This is a genomic window from Azospirillum tabaci, from assembly GCF_014596085.1.
GTDB lineage: Bacteria > Pseudomonadota > Alphaproteobacteria > Azospirillales > Azospirillaceae > Azospirillum > Azospirillum tabaci.
Genome location: NZ_JACCJY010000005.1, coordinates 111220 through 134865, shown reverse-complemented (window position 1 = coordinate 134865; position 23646 = coordinate 111220). Strand labels below are relative to the sequence as shown.

Annotated in this window: 22 protein-coding genes; 7 read left to right on the top strand and 15 right to left on the bottom strand. The window is 68.3% G+C overall.

The features are described 5' to 3' along the window. Nucleotides 1–127: 127 nt before the first annotated feature. Nucleotides 128–508, top strand: a complete 381-nt coding sequence (locus H0B54_RS08795; protein WP_188259988.1) for an oxidoreductase — start codon at nt 128–130, stop codon at nt 506–508. 91 nt (nt 509–599) lie between these two features. After that, on the top strand, nt 600–1208 hold the full coding sequence (locus H0B54_RS08790) for an exopolysaccharide biosynthesis protein (protein ID WP_188259987.1): 609 nt from the start codon (nt 600–602) through the stop codon (nt 1206–1208). 87 nt (nt 1209–1295) lie between these two features. Here H0B54_RS08790 and H0B54_RS08785 read toward each other — a convergent pair whose 3' ends face one another. The 4 genes from H0B54_RS08785 to H0B54_RS08770 all read right to left on the bottom strand — a co-directional run bounded on the left by H0B54_RS08785 (nt 1296) and on the right by H0B54_RS08770 (nt 4736). Beyond that, nucleotides 1296–1679 carry a GcrA family cell cycle regulator gene (locus H0B54_RS08785; RefSeq protein WP_094302970.1) on the bottom strand — a complete coding sequence of 128 codons (384 nt, stop codon included), beginning with the start codon at nt 1677–1679 and terminating at the stop codon, nt 1296–1298. Between the two features lie 175 nt (nt 1680–1854). Next, nucleotides 1855–2646 carry an anti-sigma factor family protein gene (locus H0B54_RS08780; RefSeq protein WP_188259986.1) on the bottom strand — a complete coding sequence of 264 codons (792 nt, stop codon included), beginning with the start codon at nt 2644–2646 and terminating at the stop codon, nt 1855–1857. Next, nucleotides 2646–3212, bottom strand: coding sequence for an RNA polymerase sigma factor (locus H0B54_RS08775; RefSeq protein ID WP_246472412.1), 567 nt, complete (start codon nt 3210–3212; stop codon nt 2646–2648). The genes H0B54_RS08780 and H0B54_RS08775 overlap by 1 nt, the downstream gene beginning before the upstream one ends. A gap of 78 nt (nt 3213–3290) precedes the next feature. Beyond that, entirely contained in the window at nt 3291–4736 is a 1446-nt protein-coding gene (locus H0B54_RS08770; RefSeq protein ID WP_094302972.1) for an NADP-dependent isocitrate dehydrogenase, read from the bottom strand. Between the two features lie 250 nt (nt 4737–4986). Between H0B54_RS08770 and H0B54_RS08765 the strand changes: the two genes are divergently transcribed. Continuing rightward, a complete protein-coding gene (locus H0B54_RS08765) occupies nt 4987–5466 on the top strand; it encodes a phosphate-starvation-inducible PsiE family protein (RefSeq protein ID WP_014240946.1) in 480 nt (159 codons plus the stop codon). 16 nt (nt 5467–5482) lie between these two features. Here H0B54_RS08765 and hmuQ read toward each other — a convergent pair whose 3' ends face one another. From hmuQ to H0B54_RS08745, 4 genes are all read right to left on the bottom strand, one after another. Next, nucleotides 5483–5803 (bottom strand): heme-degrading protein HmuQ, encoded by a 321-nt coding sequence (gene hmuQ / locus H0B54_RS08760; protein WP_188259985.1) that lies wholly within the window; start codon nt 5801–5803, stop codon nt 5483–5485. A gap of 98 nt (nt 5804–5901) precedes the next feature. Next, nucleotides 5902–6606: a regulator of G-protein signaling domain-containing protein gene (locus H0B54_RS08755; RefSeq protein ID WP_188259984.1), complete on the bottom strand. Its 705-nt coding sequence runs from the start codon at nt 6604–6606 to the stop codon at nt 5902–5904. A gap of 131 nt (nt 6607–6737) precedes the next feature. Further along, the gene (locus tag H0B54_RS08750) at nt 6738–8429 is read right to left on the bottom strand and encodes a methyl-accepting chemotaxis protein (protein WP_188259983.1); all 1692 of its coding nucleotides are present in this window, start codon (nt 8427–8429) and stop codon (nt 6738–6740) included. A 414-nt stretch (nt 8430–8843) separates the two neighbouring features. Beyond that, complete coding sequence (locus tag H0B54_RS08745) at nt 8844–10037, bottom strand: vWA domain-containing protein (protein WP_188259982.1); 1194 nt, start codon at nt 10035–10037, stop codon at nt 8844–8846. A gap of 67 nt (nt 10038–10104) precedes the next feature. Here H0B54_RS08745 and H0B54_RS08740 point away from each other — a divergent pair, with 67 nt between their 5' ends. Together H0B54_RS08740 and ccoG are read left to right on the top strand one after the other, a co-directional pair. After that, nucleotides 10105–10656 carry an HD domain-containing protein gene (locus H0B54_RS08740; RefSeq protein ID WP_188259981.1) on the top strand — a complete coding sequence of 184 codons (552 nt, stop codon included), beginning with the start codon at nt 10105–10107 and terminating at the stop codon, nt 10654–10656. A gap of 108 nt (nt 10657–10764) precedes the next feature. Then, nucleotides 10765–12225 carry a cytochrome c oxidase accessory protein CcoG gene (gene ccoG, locus H0B54_RS08735; RefSeq protein ID WP_188259980.1) on the top strand — a complete coding sequence of 487 codons (1461 nt, stop codon included), beginning with the start codon at nt 10765–10767 and terminating at the stop codon, nt 12223–12225. A gap of 155 nt (nt 12226–12380) precedes the next feature. On the opposite strand, the gene H0B54_RS08730 is transcribed toward ccoG, so the two are convergent. The 4 genes from H0B54_RS08730 to H0B54_RS08715 all read right to left on the bottom strand — a co-directional run bounded on the left by H0B54_RS08730 (nt 12381) and on the right by H0B54_RS08715 (nt 15608). Then, a complete protein-coding gene (locus H0B54_RS08730; RefSeq protein ID WP_188259979.1) occupies nt 12381–12878 on the bottom strand; it encodes a DUF6803 family protein in 498 nt (165 codons plus the stop codon). Between the two features lie 111 nt (nt 12879–12989). Beyond that, on the bottom strand, nt 12990–13340 hold the full coding sequence (locus H0B54_RS08725; RefSeq protein ID WP_188259978.1) for a hypothetical protein: 351 nt from the start codon (nt 13338–13340) through the stop codon (nt 12990–12992). 100 nt (nt 13341–13440) lie between these two features. After that, on the bottom strand, nt 13441–14406 hold the full coding sequence (locus H0B54_RS08720) for a threonine ammonia-lyase (protein ID WP_188259977.1): 966 nt from the start codon (nt 14404–14406) through the stop codon (nt 13441–13443). 356 nt (nt 14407–14762) lie between these two features. Beyond that, entirely contained in the window at nt 14763–15608 is an 846-nt protein-coding gene (locus tag H0B54_RS08715; protein WP_137138967.1) for an AAA family ATPase, read from the bottom strand. Nucleotides 15609–15724: 116 nt separating this feature from the next. Here H0B54_RS08715 and H0B54_RS08710 point away from each other — a divergent pair, with 116 nt between their 5' ends. Further along, nucleotides 15725–16129 (top strand): Mpo1-like protein, encoded by a 405-nt coding sequence (locus tag H0B54_RS08710; RefSeq protein ID WP_188259976.1) that lies wholly within the window; start codon nt 15725–15727, stop codon nt 16127–16129. Here H0B54_RS08710 and alaS read toward each other — a convergent pair whose 3' ends face one another. Both alaS and recA read right to left on the bottom strand, forming a co-directional pair. Next, on the bottom strand, nt 16130–18799 hold the full coding sequence (gene alaS / locus H0B54_RS08705; RefSeq protein ID WP_188259975.1) for an alanine--tRNA ligase: 2670 nt from the start codon (nt 18797–18799) through the stop codon (nt 16130–16132). Between the two features lie 451 nt (nt 18800–19250). Next, nucleotides 19251–20330 carry a recombinase RecA gene (gene recA / locus H0B54_RS08700; protein ID WP_094302986.1) on the bottom strand — a complete coding sequence of 360 codons (1080 nt, stop codon included), beginning with the start codon at nt 20328–20330 and terminating at the stop codon, nt 19251–19253. Nucleotides 20331–20575: 245 nt separating this feature from the next. Between recA and H0B54_RS08695 the strand changes: the two genes are divergently transcribed. Next, complete coding sequence (locus H0B54_RS08695) at nt 20576–21079, top strand: class I SAM-dependent methyltransferase (protein WP_188259974.1); 504 nt, start codon at nt 20576–20578, stop codon at nt 21077–21079. A gap of 24 nt (nt 21080–21103) precedes the next feature. On the opposite strand, the gene H0B54_RS08690 is transcribed toward H0B54_RS08695, so the two are convergent. Next, the gene (locus H0B54_RS08690) at nt 21104–23629 is read right to left on the bottom strand and encodes a PAS domain S-box protein (protein ID WP_188259973.1); all 2526 of its coding nucleotides are present in this window, start codon (nt 23627–23629) and stop codon (nt 21104–21106) included. Between the last annotated feature and the right edge of the window lie 17 nt (nt 23630–23646).

The following is a 23646-nucleotide window of genomic DNA, read 5'->3' as shown; positions in this document are numbered from 1 at the left end:
TCCCGGTCAAACGGGACGCCCGGTCGATGTAAGGTTGCGGCGGGGAGTTTCGGCTCCCCGCTTTTTTCTTGCCCGCGCGGCGCGATGCCGGCGCGGACCTGATGAACCGGAATTCGAGACTTTCCCCATGGCCAAGGACATCTTCCGCATCGCCGTGATCGGCGCCGGCGAAACCGGAACGCCCCTGCTGACGCAGCTTCTGGACGCTGCCTTCGTCGAGATCCTCGGCGTCGCCGATCTGGACGCCGAGGCGCCCGGCATGCGGCTCGCCCGCGACCGCGGCGTCACCACGACGACCGACTTCATGGACCTCGCCCGGCTCGGCGAGGCGGTGGACGTGCTGATCGACGTGACCGGCGTGCCGAAGGTGCGCGAGGCGCTGCGCCAGCACATGCAGGACAGCGGAAACCACCACACGTTGATCGTCCACGAGATGCTGGTGCAGCTCATGCTGTCGTTGCTGAGCGGCCGCCTGGTGACGTTGAAGCACGAGGTCGACGAGTACTGACCCCCACGCCTTGTCCCGCCCCCCCTTTCCCGTGAGCCGCCGCGCCACCACATGCACGCGGCGACGATGGAACAGGGAGGTGGGACGGGACATGGACACGAAGGACCCGGCACGCGCGTCCGCGCTGCTCAAACGGCTGCACGGGCGCATGACCGGCGACAAGCCGACGCTGGGGGAGGTCCTGGGCCATCTCGGCGACCGCGCGCCGGGTTTTCTGCTGCTGGCGCTGGCGATCCCGGCCGTGGTTCCGACGCCGGGGCTGCCGGCGGGTCTGATCTTCGGCACGGTGCTGGCGCTGGTGGCGATTCAAATGATCGTGGGCCGCGACCGTCTGGAGGTGCCGGGCTGGATCGGGCGCCGCCGTGTGGCGCGCGGCACGCTTGAAAAGATCGTGGAAAAGGGAACACCGCTGGTGGAGCGGCTCGAGGCCCGGCTGCGCACGCGCTGGCCATCGCTGACCCATCGCGGCGTGCTGCGGCCGCTGGGCCTCTTCGTGCTGGTGATGGGCGTCCTGATCGCTCTGCCCATCCCGTTCGGCAACACCCTGCCCGGTTTGGCGGTGCTGGTGATCGCGCTGGGGCTGATCGTGAAGGACGGTCTGGCGGTCGCCGCCGGTCTGGGTCTGGGCGTAGCGGCGGCGGGTGTCTCGGCGATGCTGATCGCCGGAAGCTGGTGGGCGATCACCTCGGCGACGGTCTAGAAGCGATCCTTCCGGTGGCCGTTCCAGTCGCCGTGTCGGGCGGGCGCCCGCGTGCAGAGCGCCCGAAATCCGGAAATCCGGCGGAACTTACGCGGCGCCGACGTTGCGGTCGCCGGTGTTGCGGTCCTCGTCGCGCTTCTTGCCGGAGGAGGCCGGCTGATAGGCCACCGCCGCGTGCTCGGCGCAATAAGGCAGGCCGGGCAGCGAGGGCTTGCCGCAGAAATGGAAGTCCTGGTGCTTCGGGTCGCCGACCGGCCATTTGCACATGCGCTCGGTCAAAGCGAGGATCGTCGCGCCGCGGGTCGGCTTCTTCTTGATCGGCGACGGGCGTCCCGACAAGCCGAGGCGGTGCGCCTTTCCGATCACCGCGTTGCGGGTGATGTCGCCCAGGATGTCCGCGATTTCACTCGCGCTCAGCCCCTGGGCCCAGAGGTCCTTAAGCTGCTGAACCCGCTCGTCCGTCCAACTCATCCCCTGTCTCCCGTGGTCCGGTAACCGGTGACTTGGTTAACCAATATACCTTCCGACCAGACGGCCGTTTTCCATAAGGCGCAATATTTTGTGCCCAACGCCGGCCAACCTACCAGATGGCCGGATAGAGGGATAGGGGGCTTGCGCAACATTCCTGTGCATAAGTCTGTGGGTGTTATGAGTTCAACGCTCCGTACACCTCCTCGGCTATGGCCGAAAGGGTCACTCGGTCGAGGTCACCCGTTACAGCCCACGCCAAACCGTTGTCCCGCCAGTAGAAAGCCTGGACGTTGCCGTCCTGGGCAAACCGGAAGGAGGTGTCCGGCGCGTCGGAGGCCGGACGGACGTAGAGGGTGATGCGGCGACCGGCCGCATCCTGGTACATGAGCTGGGCCGCCGGACCGCGCGCGTCGGACAGCAGCCGCCCGCCCACCAGATCATAGCCCTTGCCGGCCAGCCGCGGCGCCTGCAGGGGTTTGCCCAGGCGTTTGGACAGCCACCCCACGAGATGCGCCTCCTGGTCGGCCCCGACCTCCACGGGATGGCGGACCTCCACCGCGAAGACCCGGTGCGCGGCCACCGCATCGGCGACGAAGGCGGCCCCGCCGCCGCCCACCCCGCCGGTCCAGCCGCGCAGCCACCAGCCCCCGGCCCCACCGGCGACGAAGACCAGCAAGACCGCCGCGGCGGCCACCGCCTGGAATGACCGGCGCGAACGCATGGCCTGCCACCCCGGCGCGCGGCCGTAGGGCGGCACCAGAGCCGCCGGCAACGGGCGGTCGATCAGCGGGCCGAAGGCCCCCTGGAGCATCGCCCGCTGGGCACGGTAGCGTTCGAAACGGCGGGCCAGATCGGGGTTGCCCGCCAGATGGCGCTCGACCTCGCCGCGCCGTTCCTCCGGCAGTTCGCCGTCCAACCAGGCGTGCAGGTCGGCTTCGGTCACCGGATCGTCCGGTTCGGTGTCCATCACTTGATCCTCCTCACCGCCTGTTCCGTCCCGCCGTCCAGCAGGACGCGCAGCCGTTCCCGGGCGCGGGCCAGCCGCGACATGACGGTTCCCACCGGAACCCCCAGAACCTCCGCCGCCTCGCGGTAGGACAGCCCTTCCAGCCCGGTCAGCAGAAGCACGGCCCGGTGCTCCTCCGACAGCTGGCTGAAGGCGCGCACGAAATCCCGCACCTCCGCCCGGTCGGCGGGGGCGGCGCTGAGCGCCAGATCGTTGGCGAGATCCTCCACCGGCACCTCCGGCCCGCGGCGGCGGCGCCAGCGCAGGCCGGAGACATGGAGGTTGTGCAGGATCGACAGCAGCCAGCCGGCGAGCCGGGTGACGTCCCGCAGCGTGTGCCGGTTGGCCAGCGCCTTCTCGATGCAGTCCTGCACGAGGTCGTCGGCGTCGGACAGGTTGCCGGCCAGCGCGGCGGCGTAGCGGCGCAGCCGGGGCACCTGCGCGGCGATGGCCCGCTCGTCCACCGGGGCGTTGGCCGGCGGGCCGGCGGCCGGCGGGGGATCGGGAGGCGGCTTTGGCAGAGGCATGCGGCGGCGCTCCCCTTGGAAGGATGTCCTGCCCGTCTGGACGCCCGGCGGAGAAGGATTATTCCACCGCGTCGCGGTTCAGGTGGCCGAGAAGCCGGACTTGCCGTCGAAGTTGCACAGGTTCTCGGTCTGGGTGAAATCCAGCCCGGCGCGGGCAAGGCCCGACAGAAGCTCGACGATGTCGGGGTGGCCGACCGCCACGCCCTCCGGCGCCAGGAAGCGGCAGCGCCAATGGTCGGTGCAGAAGACGCCGATGTTGCCCTCCGGCCAGACTTTCTGCGAGCGGTTGGAGATGCTGGACAGGCGCAGCGCCGGGGTGCCCACCGGCAGGACCAGCCCGGCCAGCTCGTCCGGGTTGCCGCCCGGCCAATGCAGGAACACGTCCACCCCCACCAGCTCCTTCACCGCCTTGCGGCGGGGGGACAGCCGAACCCCGGATTCATAGGCGGGCCGCGCGGTGACGGCATAGCCGACGGTGGGCAGCGTCACCGGCATCTGGCCCAGCCGCTCCACCACCGCGTTCGCGAAGGCGTGGGTGCCGACGCGCTGGCGGCTGACCCCGCGGTTGAAGATGTCCACCGTGTGGACGCCGTCCTCGATGGTCTTGAGCCAGGCGTTGTGGATGCGCGCCGCCACGTCGCCCTGCCCGATGTGGACCAGCATCATCACCGCGGCCATCAGCAGGCCCGACGGGTTGGCGATCCCCTGCCCGGCGATCATCGGCGCCGAGCCGTGGATCGCCTCGAACATGGCGCAGGCGTCGCCGATGTTGGCGGACCCGGCCAGCCCGACCGAGCCGGTGATCTGGGCGGCGATGTCCGACACGATGTCGCCGTAGAGGTTCAGCGTCACGATCACGTCGAAGCGCTCCGGCTGGTCGGCCAGACGGGCGGCGCCGATGTCGACGATCAGGTGGTCGGCCTTGATCTCCGGATATTCGGCGGCGATCTCGTTGAAGATCTTCAGGAACAGCCCGTCCGTCATCTTCATGACGTTGTCCTTGACGAAGGCCGTCACCTTGCGCCGGTGGTTGGCGCGGGCGTAGTCGAAGGCGTAGCGGACGATGCGCTCCGACCCCGGCCGGGAGATCAGCTTGACCGACTGGATCACGTCGTCGGTCTGGCGGTGCTCGATCCCGGCGTAGAGGTCCTCCTCGTTCTCGCGGATGATGACCACGTCCATGCGCGGGTGCCGCGTGCGGACATAGGGATGGTGCGACACGCAGGGCCGCACGTTGGCGAACAGCCCCAGCGTGGTGCGCGCGGTGACGTTCAGCGATTTGTTGCCGTAGCCCTGGGGCGTGGTGATCGGTCCCTTCAGGAAGACGCGGGTGCGGCGGATCGACCCCCAGCCGGCGGCGTCCAGCCCGCCCAGATGGCCGCGGCGGTAGACCTGCTCCCCCGCCGGCACCTCCTCCACCTTCAGGCGGGCGCCGGCGGCCTCCATCACGTGAAGCACCGCGTCGGTGATCTCCGGACCGATGCCGTCGCCGCGGGCGACCGTGATGGGGGTGGTTTCGCGCATCCATTCACTCCTGGGGAAACCCTCGAAGGAACGAAGCCGGAGGGACCGGAGCGACCCTAGACGAAAGCAGGCCCGCAGTTCAATGGCCGGCGCTTTTTTCCACCTGCAAAGCCGGGACCATTGATGCGGCGACTTGACGCTGAGCTGCAATGCTTGCGTTTTCCCCATGGCGGCAATGGCAAAACGGCGGGGGCGTCCGCCGGGTTGGGCTTCTATCTTCCCGCACCCTTCGACCTTGCGACAAGCCACGATGCTGCAATCGCTCCCCCGCGCCCCGTCCAACTCGCTTCTCGAACAGGGCCTGATCCGCGCCCTGAAGTCCTTCAACGGGCTGCTGCACGTCGTCCTGGCGATCGCTCTGGTCGCGGCGAGCGCCATGGTGGTCTGGGAGTTCTTCGTGGAGGCCTGGGCGGCCTTCCAGAAGGACCAACTGGCGCATGGCTTCCTGCACGCGCTCGGCGTGCTGTTCATCGTCTGGACCCTGTCCGCGCTGATCTCCGCGGAGGTCGATTACGTACGGACCAACCGCTTCCACCTGCGGGTCTTCCTGGAGGTGGCGATGATCACGCTGTTGCGGCAGCTGATCGTGCGCCCGGTCCAGGCGGTGGCGGGCGACGTGCAGACCGGCGACTGGTCCAGCCTGTGGCAGTATGGCCTTCTGCTCGCCGGCCTGATCACCGTCGCCATCGCCCATCGCCTGATCGGCGACGAAGACGCGCTGAAGGGCTGACCGCAAGCGCGACGGCTTAGCCCTCGCGCCCCACGGTCTGGATCACCTCGAAGCCTTCGAATTGCGGCGGGCCGAGATAGAGCGGCTTGCGGTCCCCCGCCCCGCGATGGGCGGCGCGGAACTCCTCCGACCGGGTCCAGGCCTGGAAATGCGCCTCCGACTCCCAGACGGTGTGGGAGGAGTAGAGGCGGTGGTCCTCGTAGCGCGGGCCGCGCAGCATGTGGAATTCCACGAAGCCGGGGACATTGTTCAAATGGACCTCGCGGTTCAGCCAGACCTCCTCGAAGTCCCGCTCCGAGTCCGGACGCACGCGGAAACGGTTCATGGCGATGTACATGGCGGAGCCTCCCGATGCCGTCCCTTGGAAAGAAGAACCTTCAAAGTGACGGCGGAGGCCCGCCCCGTCAACCTGACCGCGTCAACCGCCCCCGGCCGTCAGATCTCGCCCTTGGCGAGCGCGCTGTGCAGGCGGCCGATGGTGTCGGCCAGGTTGACGCCCAGATCCTTCGCCACCTTGTCCCAAGGCATGTCGGTCCAAGCGCCCTGATCCGCGCACTTCTTGCAGGCGCTCCGGGTTCCCGACCCGATGTTCACTTCTTTGGGTGAGCGGACGGCCACGTATTCCTTGTACGCCTCTTCCGCAGGTTCCGCCTTCGACAGCTTGCCTTTCAGGATCTTGTCGTACAGCTCGACGTTCTCGAGCGACATCTCCTGCTTCGCGACCTTGTGCAGCAGCTTGAACCAGTAGGGCGATTTGAAATAGCCTTCGATGGTCTTCGGCAGGCCGTCGAACCGTTCCAAATCCGTCACGACGCTGCCGGCGATCTTGTTTAGCGACGCCACCATGTCGGCGCAGGCCTCGGCGTAGACCGCGTCGCCGTCCTGCTTGGCCGCCTTGCCCGCCGCGTCGAGCGTGGGGATGTAGCCGCTTGCCGCGGATTGGAAGGCGCGAGCGTGCTTCTGCGCGTCCTTCACCGTCGTGGCGGCGTCGTAGCTCTTCAGCGCGCTCTCCAGGCCGGTCGAGCTGATCTTGCTGAACAGCTTGCCGAAACGGCTCTTGGGATCGGGCTTCTTCTTGCCCGTCGCCTTCTCGAAGCGGTCCTTCGCCTTCTTCCAGGACGCCAGATAGGATTTCGCCACGGTCAACCCTCCATTCGAACACGAATTGGCCGTGACGATAAAAACGGGATTTCGGTCCGGCAAATGCCGTTCGGTCCGTTCAGGATGAGAATGCGCGGGGGCGCGCTCCCTTGCGCACCCCCTTCACACACTTACGCGGCGCGGATGCCGGCCAGGAAGGACTCCACCTCCGTCCGCAGAACTTCCGACTGACGGGAGAGTTCGCCGGCGGCGCCCAGAACCTGGGTGGCGGCGGAGCCGGTCTGGGTGGCGCCGTCGCTGACCTCGGTGATGTTGGTGGTCACCAGATGGGTGCCCTGCGCGGCCTGCTGCACGTTGCGGGCGATCTCGCCGGTCGCCGACCCCTGCTCCTCGACCGCCGAGGCGATGATCGTGGCGATCTCGCTGATGGTGCCGATGGTGTCGCCGATCCCGTTGATGGCCGCCGCCGCCCCGCCGGTGGCCTCCTGCATGGAGGCGATCTGGGAGGCGATCTCCTCCGTCGCCTTGGCCGTCTGGTTGGCGAGGTTCTTCACCTCCGACGCCACCACGGCGAAGCCCTTGCCGGCCTCCCCGGCCCGCGCCGCCTCGATGGTGGCGTTGAGCGCCAGCAGGTTGGTCTGAGAGGCGATGTCGGTGATGAGCTTCACCACGTCGCCGATCCGCTGCGCCTGCGCGACGAGGCCCTGGACGCGCTCGTTGGTCTGCTGCGCCTCGCCAACCGCGTGGCTGGCGATGCTGGTGGAGCGCGTCACCTGCCCGCTGATCTCATTGATCGACGCGCTCAGCTCGTTGGTCGCCGCGGCGACGGTCTGCACGTTGACCGACGCCTGCTCGGCCGCCGCCGCCGTGCTGGCCGCCTGCCCCTTGGTCTGGTCGGCGGTCGTCAGCATGCTCTGCGCCGTGGCCTCCAACTCCGTGGCGGCGGAGGCCACGGTGCGCAGGATGCCGGAGACGTTCCGGTCGAAGGACTGGACCAGTTCCTCGACGGCGTGGGTGCGCCGTTCCTTGGCGCGACGCTCCGCCTCTTCGGCGGCCCTCATGCGCTCGCGGTCCACGGCGTTGTCCTTGAAGACCGCCACGGCCTTGGCCATGCCGCCGATCTCGTCGCCACGGCCGAGGCCCGGCACCGTCACCGAGGTGTCGCCCGTCGCCAGACGTCCCATGACGTCGGTGATCCCGGCGATCGGGCGGGAGATGCCGATGCGCGCGACCAGGACGCTCAACGCCAGCGCGCCGAGGCCGCCGCCGACGCCGATGGCCAGCATCAGCGTCGTCATCAGGCTGTTCAGAGCGCTCAGCTCCTCGTTGGCCTTCTCGATGCCCTGCATGTTGCGGTCGGAGGCCGCCTCCATGAACTGGCCCAGCTTGGTGCGGACCGCGCGCCCCTCGGTGGTGTCGCCATGTTGGCGCGCCTTGTCCGGGCTCGACTCCATCCCGAGGCGGGCAACCTCGTTGCGGTGCAGGACGAACGCGCGCGCCGTTTGCTGGGCCTCGCGGAACGCAGCCTTGCTGTCCGGGGGCAGCAGGGCCTCCAGGTTCCCCATGAGCTTTTCCAGCTCGCTGGTGGCACCGAGAATGTTCTTGGCGTAGGGCGTGGCGTCCGTCGGTCCGTCCGCGGCGTAAATGCCGCGGCTGTCCATGACGACCTTGTAAATCAGACCATTGATCTGCTCGTTGATCAGCGCCCGTCGGGACCAGTTCTGAACCTGATCGAACTTGACGTCGTAGGTTTGCATTCCGATGAAGCCAACCCCGCCGATGACGGCAGCCACCACTCCCAGGATCGCGACAACGCTGTAGATTTTGCCGCTGATACTGATACGTGCAAGAACACCCTCCATTTCCCCTTAACCTCATCGACTGCATACTGTGAACGAGAAGTCCCATCCTTCGTAATGCACTCGTATGCGTTCAAGAGAGAACGATTCTCAATAACTGTTTGACGTTCAATGTTGCCAGCAAGCCGCAAAAATGACGATCAACGTTTAAAACAAACGATAGCTTGACCAAGTTTGTATCGGATGGAAATACCGATTCAGACATTGTTCAGATACTTAACTTTGCGACTCGGACCTCATGGTCTTTGGATAAGGCGTAAACTCGTTCAATTACTGAGACAATTCAGTTTCAATAGACGCATTTGCAGAAGGTTGTCTCAGCCAGAGATTGAAAAGCTATCGCGCCGGCGGACGCCGCTCCGCGCCATCCGTTTACAAGCGAACAAGTGGAGTGTTGAAAGAGGCCGGACGGTGCCGTTACCGCACCAGTTCCCGCATCGCGGCGTCCAGCCCCTGCAGCGTCAGCGGGTACATGCGCCCGCCCAAAAGCCGCTGCAGCATGCGGGTGCTTTCCGTATAGCCCCAGCGGGATTCCGGCGTGGGGTTGAGCCAGACGGCGCGGCTGTAGACCGACAGCATCCGCTGCAGCCAGACCTGCCCCGGCTCCTCGTTCCAATGCTCGACGCTGCCGCCGGCATAGACGATCTCGTAGGGACTCATCGCCGCGTCGCCGACGAAAACCAACTTGTAGTCGGCGGGATAGGTGTGCAGCACGTCCCAGGTCGGGGTGCGCTCGTCGTGGCGGCGCTTGTTGTCGCGCCACACGCTCTCGTAAACGCAGTTGTGAAAGTAGAAGTGCTCCAGATGCTTGAACTCGCCCCGCGCGGCGGAAAACAGCTCCTCGACCAGCCGGATGTGGTCGTCCATCGAGCCGCCGATGTCGAGGAACAGCAGCACCTTCACCGTGTTGTGCCGCTCCGGCACCATCTTCAGGTCCAGCCAGCCGGCGTTGCTGGCGGTGGCGCGGATGGTGCCGGGCAGGTCCAACTCGCTGGCCGCCCCGGTGCGGGCGAACTTGCGCAGCCGGCGCAGCGCCACCTTGATGTTGCGGGTGCCGATCTCGACCTGATCGTCCAGATTTTTGAATTCCCGCTTGTCCCACACCTTCACGGCGCGGCGGTGGCGGGATTCCTTCTGGCCGATGCGCACGCCTTCCGGGTTGTAGCCGTAGGCGCCGAAGGGCGAGGTGCCGGCGGTGCCGATCCATTTGGAACCGCCCTGGTGCCGACCCTTCTGTTCGGCCAGCCGCTCCGCCAGCGTCTCCATCAGCTTCTGCCAGCCGCCCAGCGCCTGGATCTGCGCCTTCTCCTCCTCGGTCAGGAAGCGTTCGGCCAGCTTGCGCAGCCACTCCTCCGGCAGGTCGACCACGGGAATCTCGTCGCCCCCGGCGCCCTCCGCCCCTTCCAGCCCTTTGAAGACCTGTCCGAACACCCGGTCGAAGCGGTCGAGATTGCGCTCGTCCTTCACCAGACAGGCCCGGCTGAGGTAATAGAAGTCTTCGACGCGGAAGGCGGCGACGCCGCGCTTCATGGCCTCCATGAGCGTCAGGTACTCGTTCAGCGAGACCGGCACGCCCGCCTTGCGCAGTTCGAAGAAGAAACCCGTGAACATGCCGCTTCCCCCCGTGGGGTTTCGTCCCCATCCGCCCGCATCGTAGCGCCGACCCGCCAGGAACGCCATGACAGCCCTTCTCGACTTCGCCCGCGCGCTGGAGTTCGCCGCGCACAAGCACATCGACCAGCGCCGCAAGGGCGTGCGCGCCGAGCCCTACCTCAACCACCTGTCGGAAGTGGCGTTCCTGTGCGCCGAGGCGACGGCGGGCCAGGACCCGGTGGTGGTCATCGCCGCCTTGCTGCACGACACGCTGGAGGACACCGACGCCTCCTATGAGGAGATCGAGCAGCATTTCGGAGCGGAGGTCGCCGGCGTCGTCGCCGAGACCACCGACGACAAGCGCCTGCGCAAGGCGGAGCGCAAGCAGCGGCAGATCGACGCCGCCCCCACCGCTTCCTCCCGCGCCAAGCTGGTGAAACTGGCCGACAAGGTGTCCAACCTGCGCTCGATGGCGCACAGCCCGCCCGCCGACTGGCCGCTGGAACGCAAGATCGAGTATTTCGAGTGGGCGCACGCGGTCGTCGCCGGCCTGCGCGGCACCGACGCGCGGCTGGAATCGCTGTTCGACCGCGCCTATGAGGACGGGCTGGCCGAACTGCGCGGCGAGGCGGTCTAGACCCATTTTGCCGCCGCGGCGGCTGATTTACCGCAGTGTGACTACATCACAGAAGGCTTATAAAAGAGGGGCTAGGTTGACCGTCGCGTCAAAGCAAGGTCGCACGCCATGTCCCTCACCTCCCCCACCGCCCATGATGCCGACCAGCCGCGCGAGCGCTGGTTCGTGCAGCGCCCCAAGGTCTACGCCGCCGACGTTCATGGCCGCTTCCGCCGCCTGAAATGGCTGGCGCTGGCGGTCCTGCTCGGCATCTATTACGTCACGCCCTGGCTGCGCTGGGAGCGCGGGCCGGGCATTCCCGACCAAGCGGTGCTGGTCGATATGGTGGGCCGCCGCGCCTATTTCTTCTGGATCGAGATCTGGCCGCAGGAGGTCTACTACCTGACCGGCCTGCTCATCATCGGCGCCTTCGGCATCTTCTTCGCGACCACCCTGCTCGGCCGCATCTGGTGTGGCTACGCCTGCCCGCAGACGGTCTGGACCGACCTGTTCATGTGGGTGGAGCGCAAGCTGGAAGGCCCGCGCACCGAGCGCATCCGGCTCGACAAGGCGCCGCTGTCGGCGCGCAAGCTGGGGCTGAAGGCGTCGAAGCACGCCATCTGGCTGGCGATCTCCCTGGTCACCGGCGGCGCCTGGATCTTCTACTTCAACGACGCCCCGACCCTGCTGCGCGAGATCGCGACGGGCGAGGTGTCGTGGAAGGTGCTGGCCTTCGCCGGGCTGTTCACCGCCACGACCTATTTCTTCGCCGGTTGGGCGCGCGAGCAGATCTGCATCTACGTCTGCCCGTGGCGCAGCTTCCAGGCGGCGATGGTGGACGAGGACACCTATGTCGTCACCTACCAGGACTGGCGCGGCGAAGGGCGCGCGCCGCTGCGCAAGTCGCAGAGTTGGGAGGAGCGGTCGGCGGAGGGGCTGGGCGACTGCATCGATTGCAAGCTGTGCGTCCATGTCTGCCCGACCGGCACCGACATCCGCAAGGGCCAGCAGATCTCCTGCATCGGCTGCGGCCTGTGCGTGGACGCCTGCAACGACGTGATGGCCCAGGTCGGACGTCCGGGCGACCTGATCCTGTTCGACAACCGCTCCAATCAGGTCGCCAAGGCTGACGGTCAGGCGGCCCCGGTTCGGCTGCTGCGCCCGCGCACGGTGATCTACGCGCTCATCATCCTCGTGGTGGCCGGCGCCATGGCGATCTCCCTCGCGATGCGCCCGACGCTGGACGTCAGCGTACTGCGCGACCGCGCGCCGCTCTATGTGCAGCAGTCGAACGGCGACGTGCAGAACGCCTACACCATCAAGATCCTCAACAAGACCCACGAGGCGCGGACCTACCGGCTGTCGGTGGAGGGTTTGGCGAACGCCGACCTGTCGGTCGCCAGCGTGGACGCCCAGTCGGGAAGTTCGCTGACGCTCGCCGCGGAAGCCGATTCGGTGGCGACCTACCGCATCTTCGTCCGCGTGCCGCGGGGCGCTGCGACGCCGGGGTCGACCGACGTGACGGTGTTGGCGCGCGACCTGACCAGCGGCGAGATCGGCCGGCACCGCAGCGTGTTCATGGCGCCCTGAAACCCCTCTCCCGCCCCGGGAGAGGGTGGCCCGAAGGGCCGGGTGAGGGTCGTGCGAGGATCAGATGCTGATTCTCGGCAGAACCCTCACCCTTCACGCGCCTTGGGCAGGCCCCTTCCCTCTCCCGGCGCGGGAGAGGGAAAGCCTACATCCGTTCAGTGCATCGTGTGCCCGCCGACCGCGGCGGCATCGGTAAGGAGCGTCGGGTCCAGCATGCCGAAGATCATGGCGATGTGGGCGACGATCAGGAACAGCCCGACCAGGGCCGCGTGGATCGCCATGCGGCCATGCTCGCCGCGGCCCCGGCCGATCAGCCCGAGGTCCAGGAGCGCGATGCCGCCGAGCGGGACGATGCCGGCGAGGTAGAAGCCCACCGCCAGCACGTCGGCCGGCCCGCGCCAGCCGCCGGACGCGGTCAGCGGAACGACCGCGTTCTGCATCAGATACACGAAGACGCCCGTGAAATAGACGCCGACGGTGATGCCGGCCCAGCGGTTCAGCCGCCGCACCGGGCCGTCATAGTCGCGGGTGTAGAGCAGGTACAGTTCGCTGATCGCCACCGTCTCGGCCAGGATGACGGGGACCGCCATGAAGATCAGCAAGTTCCAGGGCTGGTTGACGGCCAGCAATTCCATGTAGTGGGTCATGGTCATGGGGTGACTCGCGCGTGTTCGGCGGGCGCGCCGGTGCCTCGAAGAGCACAGGTCCGGGCACGGGTCGTGACGCGTCCGCAGGTCGGGGAAAAGGCGACGGAACGGCGGGAGTCAGGCGCGCGGCGGTGGCAGCGGCGGCGCGTGGGTGGTGGCGGCGGGTTCGGCGTCCGCGCCAGGAAGCAGGGTCGCGAGGCGATGGCCGAAGGGCACGCCGATGCGGGCTGGCAGACCGGTCAGGTCGCAGGCCCCATTGAGGCAGAGGCACCCCGCGGCGCCGTGTGCGTGGGTCTTTCCCGGAACCGGGCTGTCCGTCGAATGGTGGATGTCGCAGTCCGCGGCATCCTGCACCGCGGTGGATTCGCAGTGCGGCGCCGGGAGGTCCGGCACGCGCAGGGGTGCGGCACCGCCGAGAAGCCCGACGACCAGAACCACAAGCGCGAGAAGGGACACCAGACGAGTCACGGGAACAGCCGGCCTTTGCCTGCGAGGCCAACCACCCTGCGGACGGGGCGCTCGCAGGTCGATCCTGCGCCCCGTCCCCGCTTGTGGTCTTTGATGTCGATCAAGCGGCGGCGAGCGTCCGCACCAGCGTGTCGGAATCCACGTTGCGGCCGGACAGCACGGCGACGGTCCGGCCCTCCGCCGTCGCCTTCCCGGCCAGCAGGGCCGCGACCGCGGCGGCACCGGCGCCCTCCGCCACCATGCCGAAGGAGCCGTGCAGGGTCCGCATCGCCGCCGCGACCTCCCCCTCCTCCACCTCGACCAGGGCGTCCACGAAGCCGACCAGCAGCGCCTGCGGCAGCTTGCCCAGCGCGTCCACGGCGATGCCGTCCGCGAGGGTCGGCCCCCGCCGCCGCGCCAGCCGCACCCCGACCACGGCGACGGAGGGCTTGCAAGCCTTCACCGCCGCCGCCATCCCGGCCAGCAGACCGCCGCCGCCCACTGGCACCACCAGCGTGTCGAGGTCCGGGCGGTCGGCCAGCACCTCCAGCCCCACCGTCCCCTGCCCCGCGATCACGTCCGGATCGTCGTAGGGGTGCACGAAGGTCAGCCGCCGCTCCGCCGCCAGTTGCAGCGCGCGGGCCTTCGCCTCTCCCACATTGGACCCGGACAGCACGACCTCGGCACCCAGCGCCTCCGTCCGCTCCACCTTGCAGCGCGGCGCGGTGACCGGCATGACGATGGTCGCCGCCACCCCGAGCCGCTGGGCGTGCAGCGCCAGACCGGCGGCGTGGTTGCCCGCCGACATGGCGACGACGCCCGCCGCGCGCTCCAGCGCCGTCAGGCGCAGCAGCCGGTTCAGCGCGCCACGCTCCTTGAAGGCGCCAGTCGCCTGGAAGGTCTCCGCCTTCAGCCAGACGTCACGCCCCAGCGCCGGCGCGGGCAGCAGCGGCGTGCGGACGATCCGCCCATGCAGACGCTCGGCGGCGTCCTCGATGGCGGAGAGGGGGAGCCAGGACGGCAGACGGTCTTCAGCATCATGGCGGACGGAAACGGAAGGCAGACGGGTGGCGTGCGCGGACGGCATCGCGGGAGTCCTCGGGCGGAGGGAACGAATTGGGGGCGGAAAAGGAAGGCGCGAAACCCGGCCCGCGTCAGCGGACCGGGACGATAATTCGCGCGGAGCCCCGCATTCGCTCCGCCGGATGGCGCAACGCACGCGTGAAGGAATGGGTCAGGGGATCGTGATGGACCGGATTGCGGGTTCCGGAAGACCCAGGGCGCACGGACACGCCACACTCCACACCAGATTGCGAAAACGAACGCTCGCGGTCCGGCGCCCTCTGTCAGAGCGCCGGGGCGGTAATTCGCATTCGGTTCAGGTGCGGGGTCGATTGCATGGGTTCAGGCTGCCCCAGAAGGTCGGCCGCGGTCAAGCGCTTCCTAGCGCCCTTCCCGCTTGGCGAGAAAAGCCAGCCGTTCCAGCAGGTGAACGTCCTGCTCGTTCTTCAGGAGCGCACCGCACAGCGGCGGGATCAGGCTGCGGGCGTCCTTGGCGCGCAGGGTCTCGGGGTCCACGTCCTCGACCATCAGCAGCTTGATCCAGTCGAGAAGCTCCGAGGTGGAGGGCTTCTTCTTGAGTCCCGGCACCTCGCGCAGGCTGTAGAACAGCGTCATCGCCTCGCGCAGCAGGTCCTGCTTCAGGCCGGGATAATGGACGTCCACGATCCGCTCCATCGTGTCGCGATCGGGGAAGCGGATGTAGTGGAAGAAGCAGCGGCGCAGGAAGGCGTCCGGCAGCTCCTTCTCGTTGTTCGATGTGATGATGACGAGGGGACGCCGTGCCGCTTTGACCGTCTGCCGCGTCTCGTAGACGTGGAACTCCATGCGGTCGAGTTCGAGCAGCAGGTCGTTGGGAAACTCGATGTCGGCCTTGTCGATCTCGTCGATCAGCAGCACGGGGGGTTCCGGCGCCTCGAACGCCTCCCACAGCTTGCCGCGCACGATGTAGTTGCCGATGTCGTGCACCCGCTCCTCGCCGAGCTGGCTGTCGCGCAGGCGGCTGACGGCGTCGTACTCGTAGAGGCCCTGCTGCGCCTTGGTGGTGGACTTGATGTGCCAGGCGAGCAGCGGCTTGTTCAGGGCGCGGGCGACCTCCTGGGCCAACACGGTCTTGCCGGTTCCCGGCTCCCCCTTCACCAGCAGCGGGCGCTCAAGCGTGATGGCCGCGTTGACGGCCACCATCAGATCGTCGGTGGCGACGTAAGAGTCGGTGCCGGTGAAGCGCATGCCAATCGATTCCGCGGTATTGTTCGTTGATCCGCGCATCCTTCCAGCACGGCGGGCGTCATGCAAGACGGAACCGCCACGGGCCGCCCGGCGTTCCCCCGCGGAAGGAGTCCGTCATGGCGACCGATCCGAACTTCTGGCCCGCTTATCTGGAGCAGCACCGTGACCCGGCAAACCGGGCGCTTCACGTCGCCGGCACGCTGTCGGCGGCGGCCCTGCTGGGAGTGGGACTGGCCCGCCGTGACTGGCGGGCGCTTGTGGCCGCACCCCTCGTCGGCTATGGCGCGGCGTGGCTGGGCCATTTCCTGGTGGAGCGCAACCGGCCCAAGACGCTGGATGCGCCGCTGGCCTCCCTGGCCGCGGACGTCCGCATGGCCGGGCTGGCCCTGACCGGCCAACTGGCGCGGGAATACCGGCGCTACGGCATTCCCGACCGCCCCGGCCTCGTGATCCGCCGGCACCCTCCGAGCGCACCCGCCCCGGCTTTGGAGCGGGCGGCGCCGGACGAAACGCGTCGTTAGTTAGGAGGCGGCGTTCGCCGCCAGCGCCTTCTCGATGGCCTCGACGGCGGCGGGCGCCAGCGCGGCGTCCGGACCGCCGGCCTGGGCCATGTCCGGACGGCCGCCGCCGCCCTTCCCGCCCAGAGCCTCCGCACCGACGCGCACCAGATCGACGGCGCTGATCTTGGCGGTCAGGTCGTCGGTGACGCCGACGACGATGGACGCCTTGCCCTCGTTCGACGCGATCAGGACGACCACGCCGGAGCCGACCTGCTTCTTCAGCTCGTCGGCCATCGGCTTCAGGTCCTTGGCCGGCAAGCCCTCGACCACGCGGGCGGCGAACTTGACGCCCGCGACGTCCTTGGCCTCGTTGCCGCCGTCCGCCTTGGCGCCACCACCCATGGCCACCTGACGGCGGAGTTCGGCCAGTTCGCGCTCCATCTTCTTGCGCTCGTCGACCAGAGCGGCGAGGCGCGACGGGACGTCCTCCGGACGGACCTTCAGGACGGACGCGGCCTCGGTCAGCAGATGGTCGCGCTCCGACAGCCACGCCTTGGCGCCGGTACCGGTCAGCGCCTCGATGCGGCGCACGCCGGCGGCGACGGCGCCCTCGGCGACGATCTTGAACAGGCCGATGTCGCCGGTGCGGCGGACGTGGGTGCCGCCGCACAGCTCGATCGAGTAGTCGCGGTCCAGCTCGCCGTGCGGGCCGCCCATGGAGACGACGCGCACCTCGTCGCCGTACTTCTCACCGAACAGGGCCATGGCGCCGGAGGCGCGGGCCTCATCCGGGGACATCAGGCGGGTGACGACCTCGCTGTTGCCGAGAATGCGGCGGTTCACCTCGTCCTCGACCGCGGCGATGTCCGCCGGGGTCAGGCCGGTCGGCTGGCTGATGTCGAAGCGCAGGCGCTCCTGGGCGACCAGCGAGCCCTTCTGGGTGACATGCTCGCCCAGGCGGCGGCGCAGCGCCTCGTGCAGCAGGTGGGTGGCCGAGTGGTTGGCGCGGATGGCCGAGCGGCGCTCCGTGTCCACGCGCAGTTCCACCACGTCGCCGACCTTCAGCGTGCCCTTGGTGACCGTGCCGACATGGGCCCAGACGGCACCCAGCTTCTTCTGGGTGTCGGAGACGACGACCTCGGTGCCCTCGGCGGAGAAGATCACGCCGGCGTCGCCGACCTGACCGCCCGACTCGCCGTAGAAGGGCGTCTGGTTGACGATGACCAGCACCTCGTCGCCGACGGCGGCCTGCTCGACGCGGGCGTCGCCCTTGACGATGGCGGTCACCTTGCCCTCGGCGACCTCGGTGTCGTAGCCGAAGAACTCCGTGGCGCCCAGCTCGTCCTTCAGCTCGTACCACAGCTTCTCGGTCGCGGCCTCGCCGGAGCCGGCCCAGGATTCGCGGGCCTTGCGGCGCTGCTCGTCCATCGCCGTCTTGAAGCCGGCCTCATCGACCGGGCGGCCCTGGGTGCGCAGCACGTCCTGCGTCAGGTCGAGCGGGAAGCCGTAGGTGTCGTAGAGCTTGAAGGCGACGTCGCCGGGCAGCGGTTGCCCCTCGCCCAGGCGGCCGACCTCGTCCTCCAGCAGGCGCAGGCCGCGCTCCAGCGTCTGCTTGAAGCGGGTCTCCTCCAGCTTCAGCGTCTCGACGATCAGGGCGCGGGCGCGGTTCAGCTCCGGATAGGCGTCGCCCATCTGCTGGATCAACGCCGGGACGAGGCGGTGCATCAGCGGCTCGGCAGCCCCGATCATGTGGGCGTGGCGCATGGCGCGGCGCATGATGCGGCGCAGCACATAGCCGCGACCCTCGTTCGACGGCAGAACGCCGTCGGCGATCAGGAAGGAGCAGGAACGCAGATGGTCGGCGATGACTCGGTGCGAGACGGCGTGCGCGCCGTCCGGCGTGGTCTTCGTCGCCTCGGCGGAGGCCACGATCAGCGCCCGCATCAGGTCGATGTCGTAGTTGTCGTGCTTGCCCTGGAGCACGGCGGCCAGACGCTCCAGCCCCATGCCAGTGTCGATCGACGGCTTCGGCAGGGCGATCAGGTCGTCGGGACCGCGCTGCTCATACTGCATGAACACGAGGTTCCAGATCTCGATGAAGCGGTCGCCGTCCTGGTCGGGCGAGCCCGGAGGACCGCCGGCGATGTGCGGGCCGTGGTCGAAGAAGATCTCCGAGCAGGGACCGCAGGGGCCGGTGTCGCCCATGCGCCAGAAATTGTCGTCGGTCGGGATGCGGATGATGCGGTCGTCCGACAGGCCGGCGACCTTGCGCCAAATGCCCGCCGCGTCCTCGTCGGAGCTGTGGACGGTGACCAGCAGCTTGTCCGCCGGCAGCCCGAACTCCTTCGTCACGAGGTTCCAGGCGAAGGCGATCGCGTCGTCCTTGAAGTAGTCGCCGAACGAGAAGTTGCCCAGCATCTCGAAGAAGGTGTGGTGCCGCGCCGTGTAGCCGACATTGTCCAGGTCGTTGTGCTTGCCGCCCGCGCGCACGCACTTCTGCGAGGTGGTCGCGCGCGAATAGGGCCGCTGTTCCGCCCCGGTGAAGACGTTCTTGAACTGCACCATGCCGGCGTTCGTGAACATCAGCGTCGGGTCGTTGCGCGGAACCAGCGGCGACGACTCCACGATCTGGTGGCCGTTCTTCGCGAAAAAGTCCAGGAACGTGCGGCGGATGTCGTTGGCGGTCTTCATAAGCTGTCCAGGCTCCGGCTACGGTCGGCTACAATCGGCGGCGCGGCCTTGTTCGCGGCCGAACCGTGCTTTTAACGTGACTTGCGGTGGCTGTCCACTGAGTGCCCGCGACGGGCTCCCGCGCGGCGACAGGCCGCGTGGACGGAGCGCCACACATTTGCATGATCGTCGGCGCGGACGGGCGGTGGAATGGGCCACCGCCCCGCCGCCAATAAGGAGGCTCGACGGATGAGAAAGATCCTCGAACTCCTGATCCTGCTGTTGCGGGCGCTCAAGCTGCTGCTTGAGATCCTGAACCGCTAGGACCGGGCCGGCGGACGGGTGCTGGAACACCCGTCCGCCCAGCCTGAATGTAGGGCTTTTCCATCCCTCCGGCAAGACGGCGAAAAGCCCCTCCCCGGCGGACCGGAGAGGGGCTTTCACGCAGCGAAACCGGCCTGACGCCTTGGGATCACTCCGGCGTGGCAGCGTCCCCGTCTGTTTCCGGGGTGCCCATCATGGCGTCGGCGACGAGGCCGGCGTTGCCGCGGATCTTCGCCTCGATGGCGTCGGCCGTGGCCGGGTTGTTGCGCAGGTAGTTCTTGGCGTTCTCGCGGCCCTGGCCGATGCGGGTGCCGTCGTAGCTGAACCAAGCGCCCGACTTCTCCACCACGCCGGCCTGGATGCCGAGGTCGAGGAGCTCGCCCACCTTCGACACGCCCTCGCCGTACATGATGTCGAACTCGACCACACGGAACGGCGGGGCCATCTTGTTCTTGACCACCTTCACGCGGGTCTGGTTGCCCACCACCGTCTCGCGGTCCTTGATCGCGCCGATGCGGCGGATGTCCAGACGGACGGAGGCGTAGAACTTCAGCGCGTTGCCGCCGGTCGTCGTCTCCGGGTTGCCGAACATCACGCCGATCTTCAGGCGGATCTGGTTGATGAAGATCACCAGGCAGTTCGACTTGGCGATGGAGCCGGTCAGCTTGCGCAGCGCCTGGCTCATCAGGCGGGCGTGCAGGCCGACGTGGCTGTCGCCCATCTCGCCTTCCAGCTCGGCACGCGGCACCAGGGCGGCCACCGAATCGACCACCAGCACGTCGACGGCGCCGGAGCGCACCAGCGTGTCGGCGATCTCCAGCGCCTGCTCGCCGGCGTCGGGCTGGGAGATCAGCAGCTCGTCCACATTCACGCCCAGCTTGCGGGCGTAGGACGGGTCCAGGGCGTGCTCCGCGTCCACGAAGGCGCAGGTGCCGCCGCCCTTCTGGGCCTGGGCGATGGCGTGCAGCGCCAGCGTCGTCTTGCCCGAGCTTTCCGGCCCGTAAATCTCGATGATGCGGCCGCGCGGCAGGCCGCCGATGCCCAGCGCGATGTCGAGGCCGAGCGAGCCGGTGGAAACGACCTCCGTCTCGACCGTGTTCTCGCGGGCGCCGAGCTTCATGATCGAGCCCTTGCCAAAGGCGCGCTCGATCTGCGCCAGAGCGGCATCCAGGGCCTTCTGCTTATCCATGGAATCCTTCTCGACCAAACGAAGCTGTGCGGACGACATGCCCGTCTCCCCTTGTTAGATCACATCCGCGGCCCCAGGGCCAACGATCTCACCAACGGTCATTCGATGAGAGGGAATGTACCAGCTTTGTTCTCCTGCGCAAAGCTCTAAGTTCCGCGAATGTTCTCATCGCAAGTTAGGAACGATCCGGCGCCGTGCAAGGACCGTTCGGGGGCGATGCAACAGAATCCCAACTGCGGGGTTCAAGGTGGAGACGCCCCGCCAACCCGCCCGAAGAGCCCGACATGACGACTGCCCCCTCCACGCTCGACCGCATGATCGACCGCCTCACCACCCAGCGCGTCGCGCTTGGCTGGGCCGCCGGCTGCGTCGCGGGAATCCCTGGTCTGGTGATGGAAGTCGGTCTGGGGAAGGGCCGCACCTACGACCACCTTCGCAGCCTGTTTCCGCCGCGCGACATCCTGGTTTTCGACATGTGGGCGCGCGTTCCCGCTTCCCTGCGTCCGGATGAGGACCGGCTGTTCCTGGGTGACTTCCGGGACACGCTGCCCGCCGCGGCGGAGCGCTTCCGCGGTGCGGTGCGACTGGCCCACGCCGACATCGGCAGCGCGCGGGAGGACGCGGAGGACGGCATCCGCCAGTGGATCGGCGGGCTGATCGAACCCTTCCTGGCGCCGGGCGCGCTCGTCCTGTCGGACCGCGCGATCGGCGCCGGGCGTCGCGGATGGGAAGCTCTCGACGTTCCGGGAACGGAACGCTGGGCCTATCACGGCTGGCGCGTCGAATGAGCGACGCCGCCACTCCTCAAGCCGCTACTTCCCGTCCCGGATGACCTCCTTCACCTTGGAGGCAAGCTGCTTCAGGGAGAAGGGCTTGGGCAGGAAATGGGCGACCTCGACCCCGTCGATCTCGCCCAGCCGGTCCTCGGCGTAGCCGGAGATGAAGATGACGCGCATGTCCGGCCGCATCTGCCGGACATGGCGGGCCAGGGTCGGGCCGTCCATCTGCGGCATCACCACGTCGGTGATCAGCAGGTCGATCCGGCTGCCATCGGTGCCGATCTGCTGCAGCGCTGCCTCGCCGTTCTTGGCCTCCAGCACCTGATAGCCCTTGTTGCGCAACGCGCGGGCGGAAAAGACGCGCACGGCGTCCTCGTCCTCGACCAGCATGATGGTGCCGGAGCCGGTCAGGTCGCTGCCGCGCCGCTCCCGCGGCTCGCCCTGGTCGGGGCGGGCCTCGCCCTTGTGGCGGGGCAGCAGGATGGTGAAGGTCGTCCCCTCCCCCTTCTCCGACTCGACCAGCACGAAGCCGCCGGTCTGGCGGACGATGCCGTAGACGGTGGACAGGCCCAGCCCGGTGCCCGACCCGACGCCCTTGGTGGTGAAGAAGGGCTCGAAGATGCGCTGGAGATTCTCCTTGGGGATGCCGCAGCCGGTGTCGATCACCTCGATGGACACATAGTCGCCAGGCGGGATCGTCTCGTGCTCGCGGCGCTGCGCCTGCTCCACCACATGGTTGGAGGTGACGATGGTCAGCCGCCCGCCTCCCGCCATGGCGTCGCGCGCGTTGACCACGAGGTTGATGATGACCTGCTCCAGCTGGTTCTGGTCCACCTTGACGTAGCCGATGTCCCGGCCGTGGAGCATTTTCAACTCGATGTTCTCGCCGATCAGCCGGCGCATCAGGTTGCCAAGCTCGGCCAGCACGTCGGTTACGCTGAGGATGCGCGGCTGCAGCGTCTGCTGGCGCGAGAAGGCCAGAAGCTGCCGCACGAGGTTGGCCGCGCGGTTGGCGTTCTGCTTGATCTGCATGATGTCGCTGAAGGACTGGTCGCCGGGCTTGTGGCGCAGCAGCAGCAGATCGCAGAAGCCGATCATCGCGGTCAGCAGGTTGTTGAAGTCGTGGGCGACGCCGCCGGCCAACTGGCCGACCGCCTGCATCTTCTGCGACTGGGCGAACTGGGCCTCCAGCCCCTTGCGCTCGGTCATGTCGATGAAGTGCAGGATCAGCCCCGCCGCCCCTTCCGGCCCCACCCCGCCGAGCCGCCGCGCGTAGAGCTGGGCCACCAGCTCGCGCCCTCCGGTCAGCCGCACCTCCAGCGGAGCCGCGGGGTCGGCGCCGCCCTGCACGGCGGTCAGCCGCTCGGTCACCATGACGCGCTCCGCCGGAACGATCAGGTCGGCCATGGTCCGCCCGATGACGTTGCCGATCTCGCTGCCGATCAGCGCCAGGAAGGCTTGGTTGCATTCGGCCAGCCGCCCGCCCTCGTCCACCAGCGCGATGCCGATGGGCGCGTCCTCGAAGAAGCGCTGGAAGCGCTGCTCGGACAGGCGCAAGGCCTCCTGCCACTCGCGCTCCGGCGTCAGGTCGCGCACGACGGAGCGGGTGTGCGAGATCCGCCCGTCCTCGCCCCTCACCACGCTTTGCGCGACATAGGCCTGGAAACGGCGGCCCTGGAGCCCGTGCATGGCGATCTCGCCGCGCTGCTCCAGCCCACCGCCGTCCAACAGGTCATAGGGAGCGGCGCCGGTGGGCGGATGGGCCAGAACGTCGTGAAGGCGGCGCCCGCCCTCGACCAGATCCTCCGGCGCGCAGCCCAGCCATTTCGCCAGGGTCGCGTTCACGAACTGGAAGTGCCCGTCCTGGTCCACCGAGAAGAAGCCGACCGGCGCATGGTCCATGAAGTCCACGAGCTGGGTCTGCTCACGGCGGGTCACCTGCTCCAGCTCACGCCGCGCGGTGATGTCCTCGACGCGCCACATCACCGCCCCGGCGTGCCCATCGATGGGCTGGCCCTGGATGCGGCGCCATTCGGCCGCGCGCCCCTGCTGCCGCACCGCCAGCTCGATGGAGCCGGAATAGCCGCCCTTCACCCGCTCGCACAGGCGTCGGAAGGCGTCGGCGCTGTCCGGATCGTCGGCGAACTGGCGCTCCAGGGCGCGCAGAGGCGGCTCCCCCTCGCTCCAGCCGGTCAGGGAGCGGAAGGTGCTGTTGACGAAGACCACGTGCCCGGCCCCGTCGCAGACGAGCTGGCCGGACGGAAGCCCCTCCAGCGCGCTGCCCAGCAGGGAGCCGACGCGGGCCACCCGCCGCCGCGCGCGGACCATGCGGATCGCCAGCGCCAGAGCACCCGCTCCGGCGGTGGTCAGGCCGGCCCAGGCCAGGGGATCGCGGTCCAGAACCACCCCGGTCCCCGCCGCGACCAGCCCGGCGAGAAGAAGGACCGCCAAAACCCAGGTGGCGAAGACGCCGCCGGGCCGTTCCCCCGCCCCCGCGACACCATCGGTGCGGTGGCCGGCGGGAGCGCTGTCGGCAAAGGAAGAGGTCGTGTCGTCCACCGGAACTCCAGGTCAGC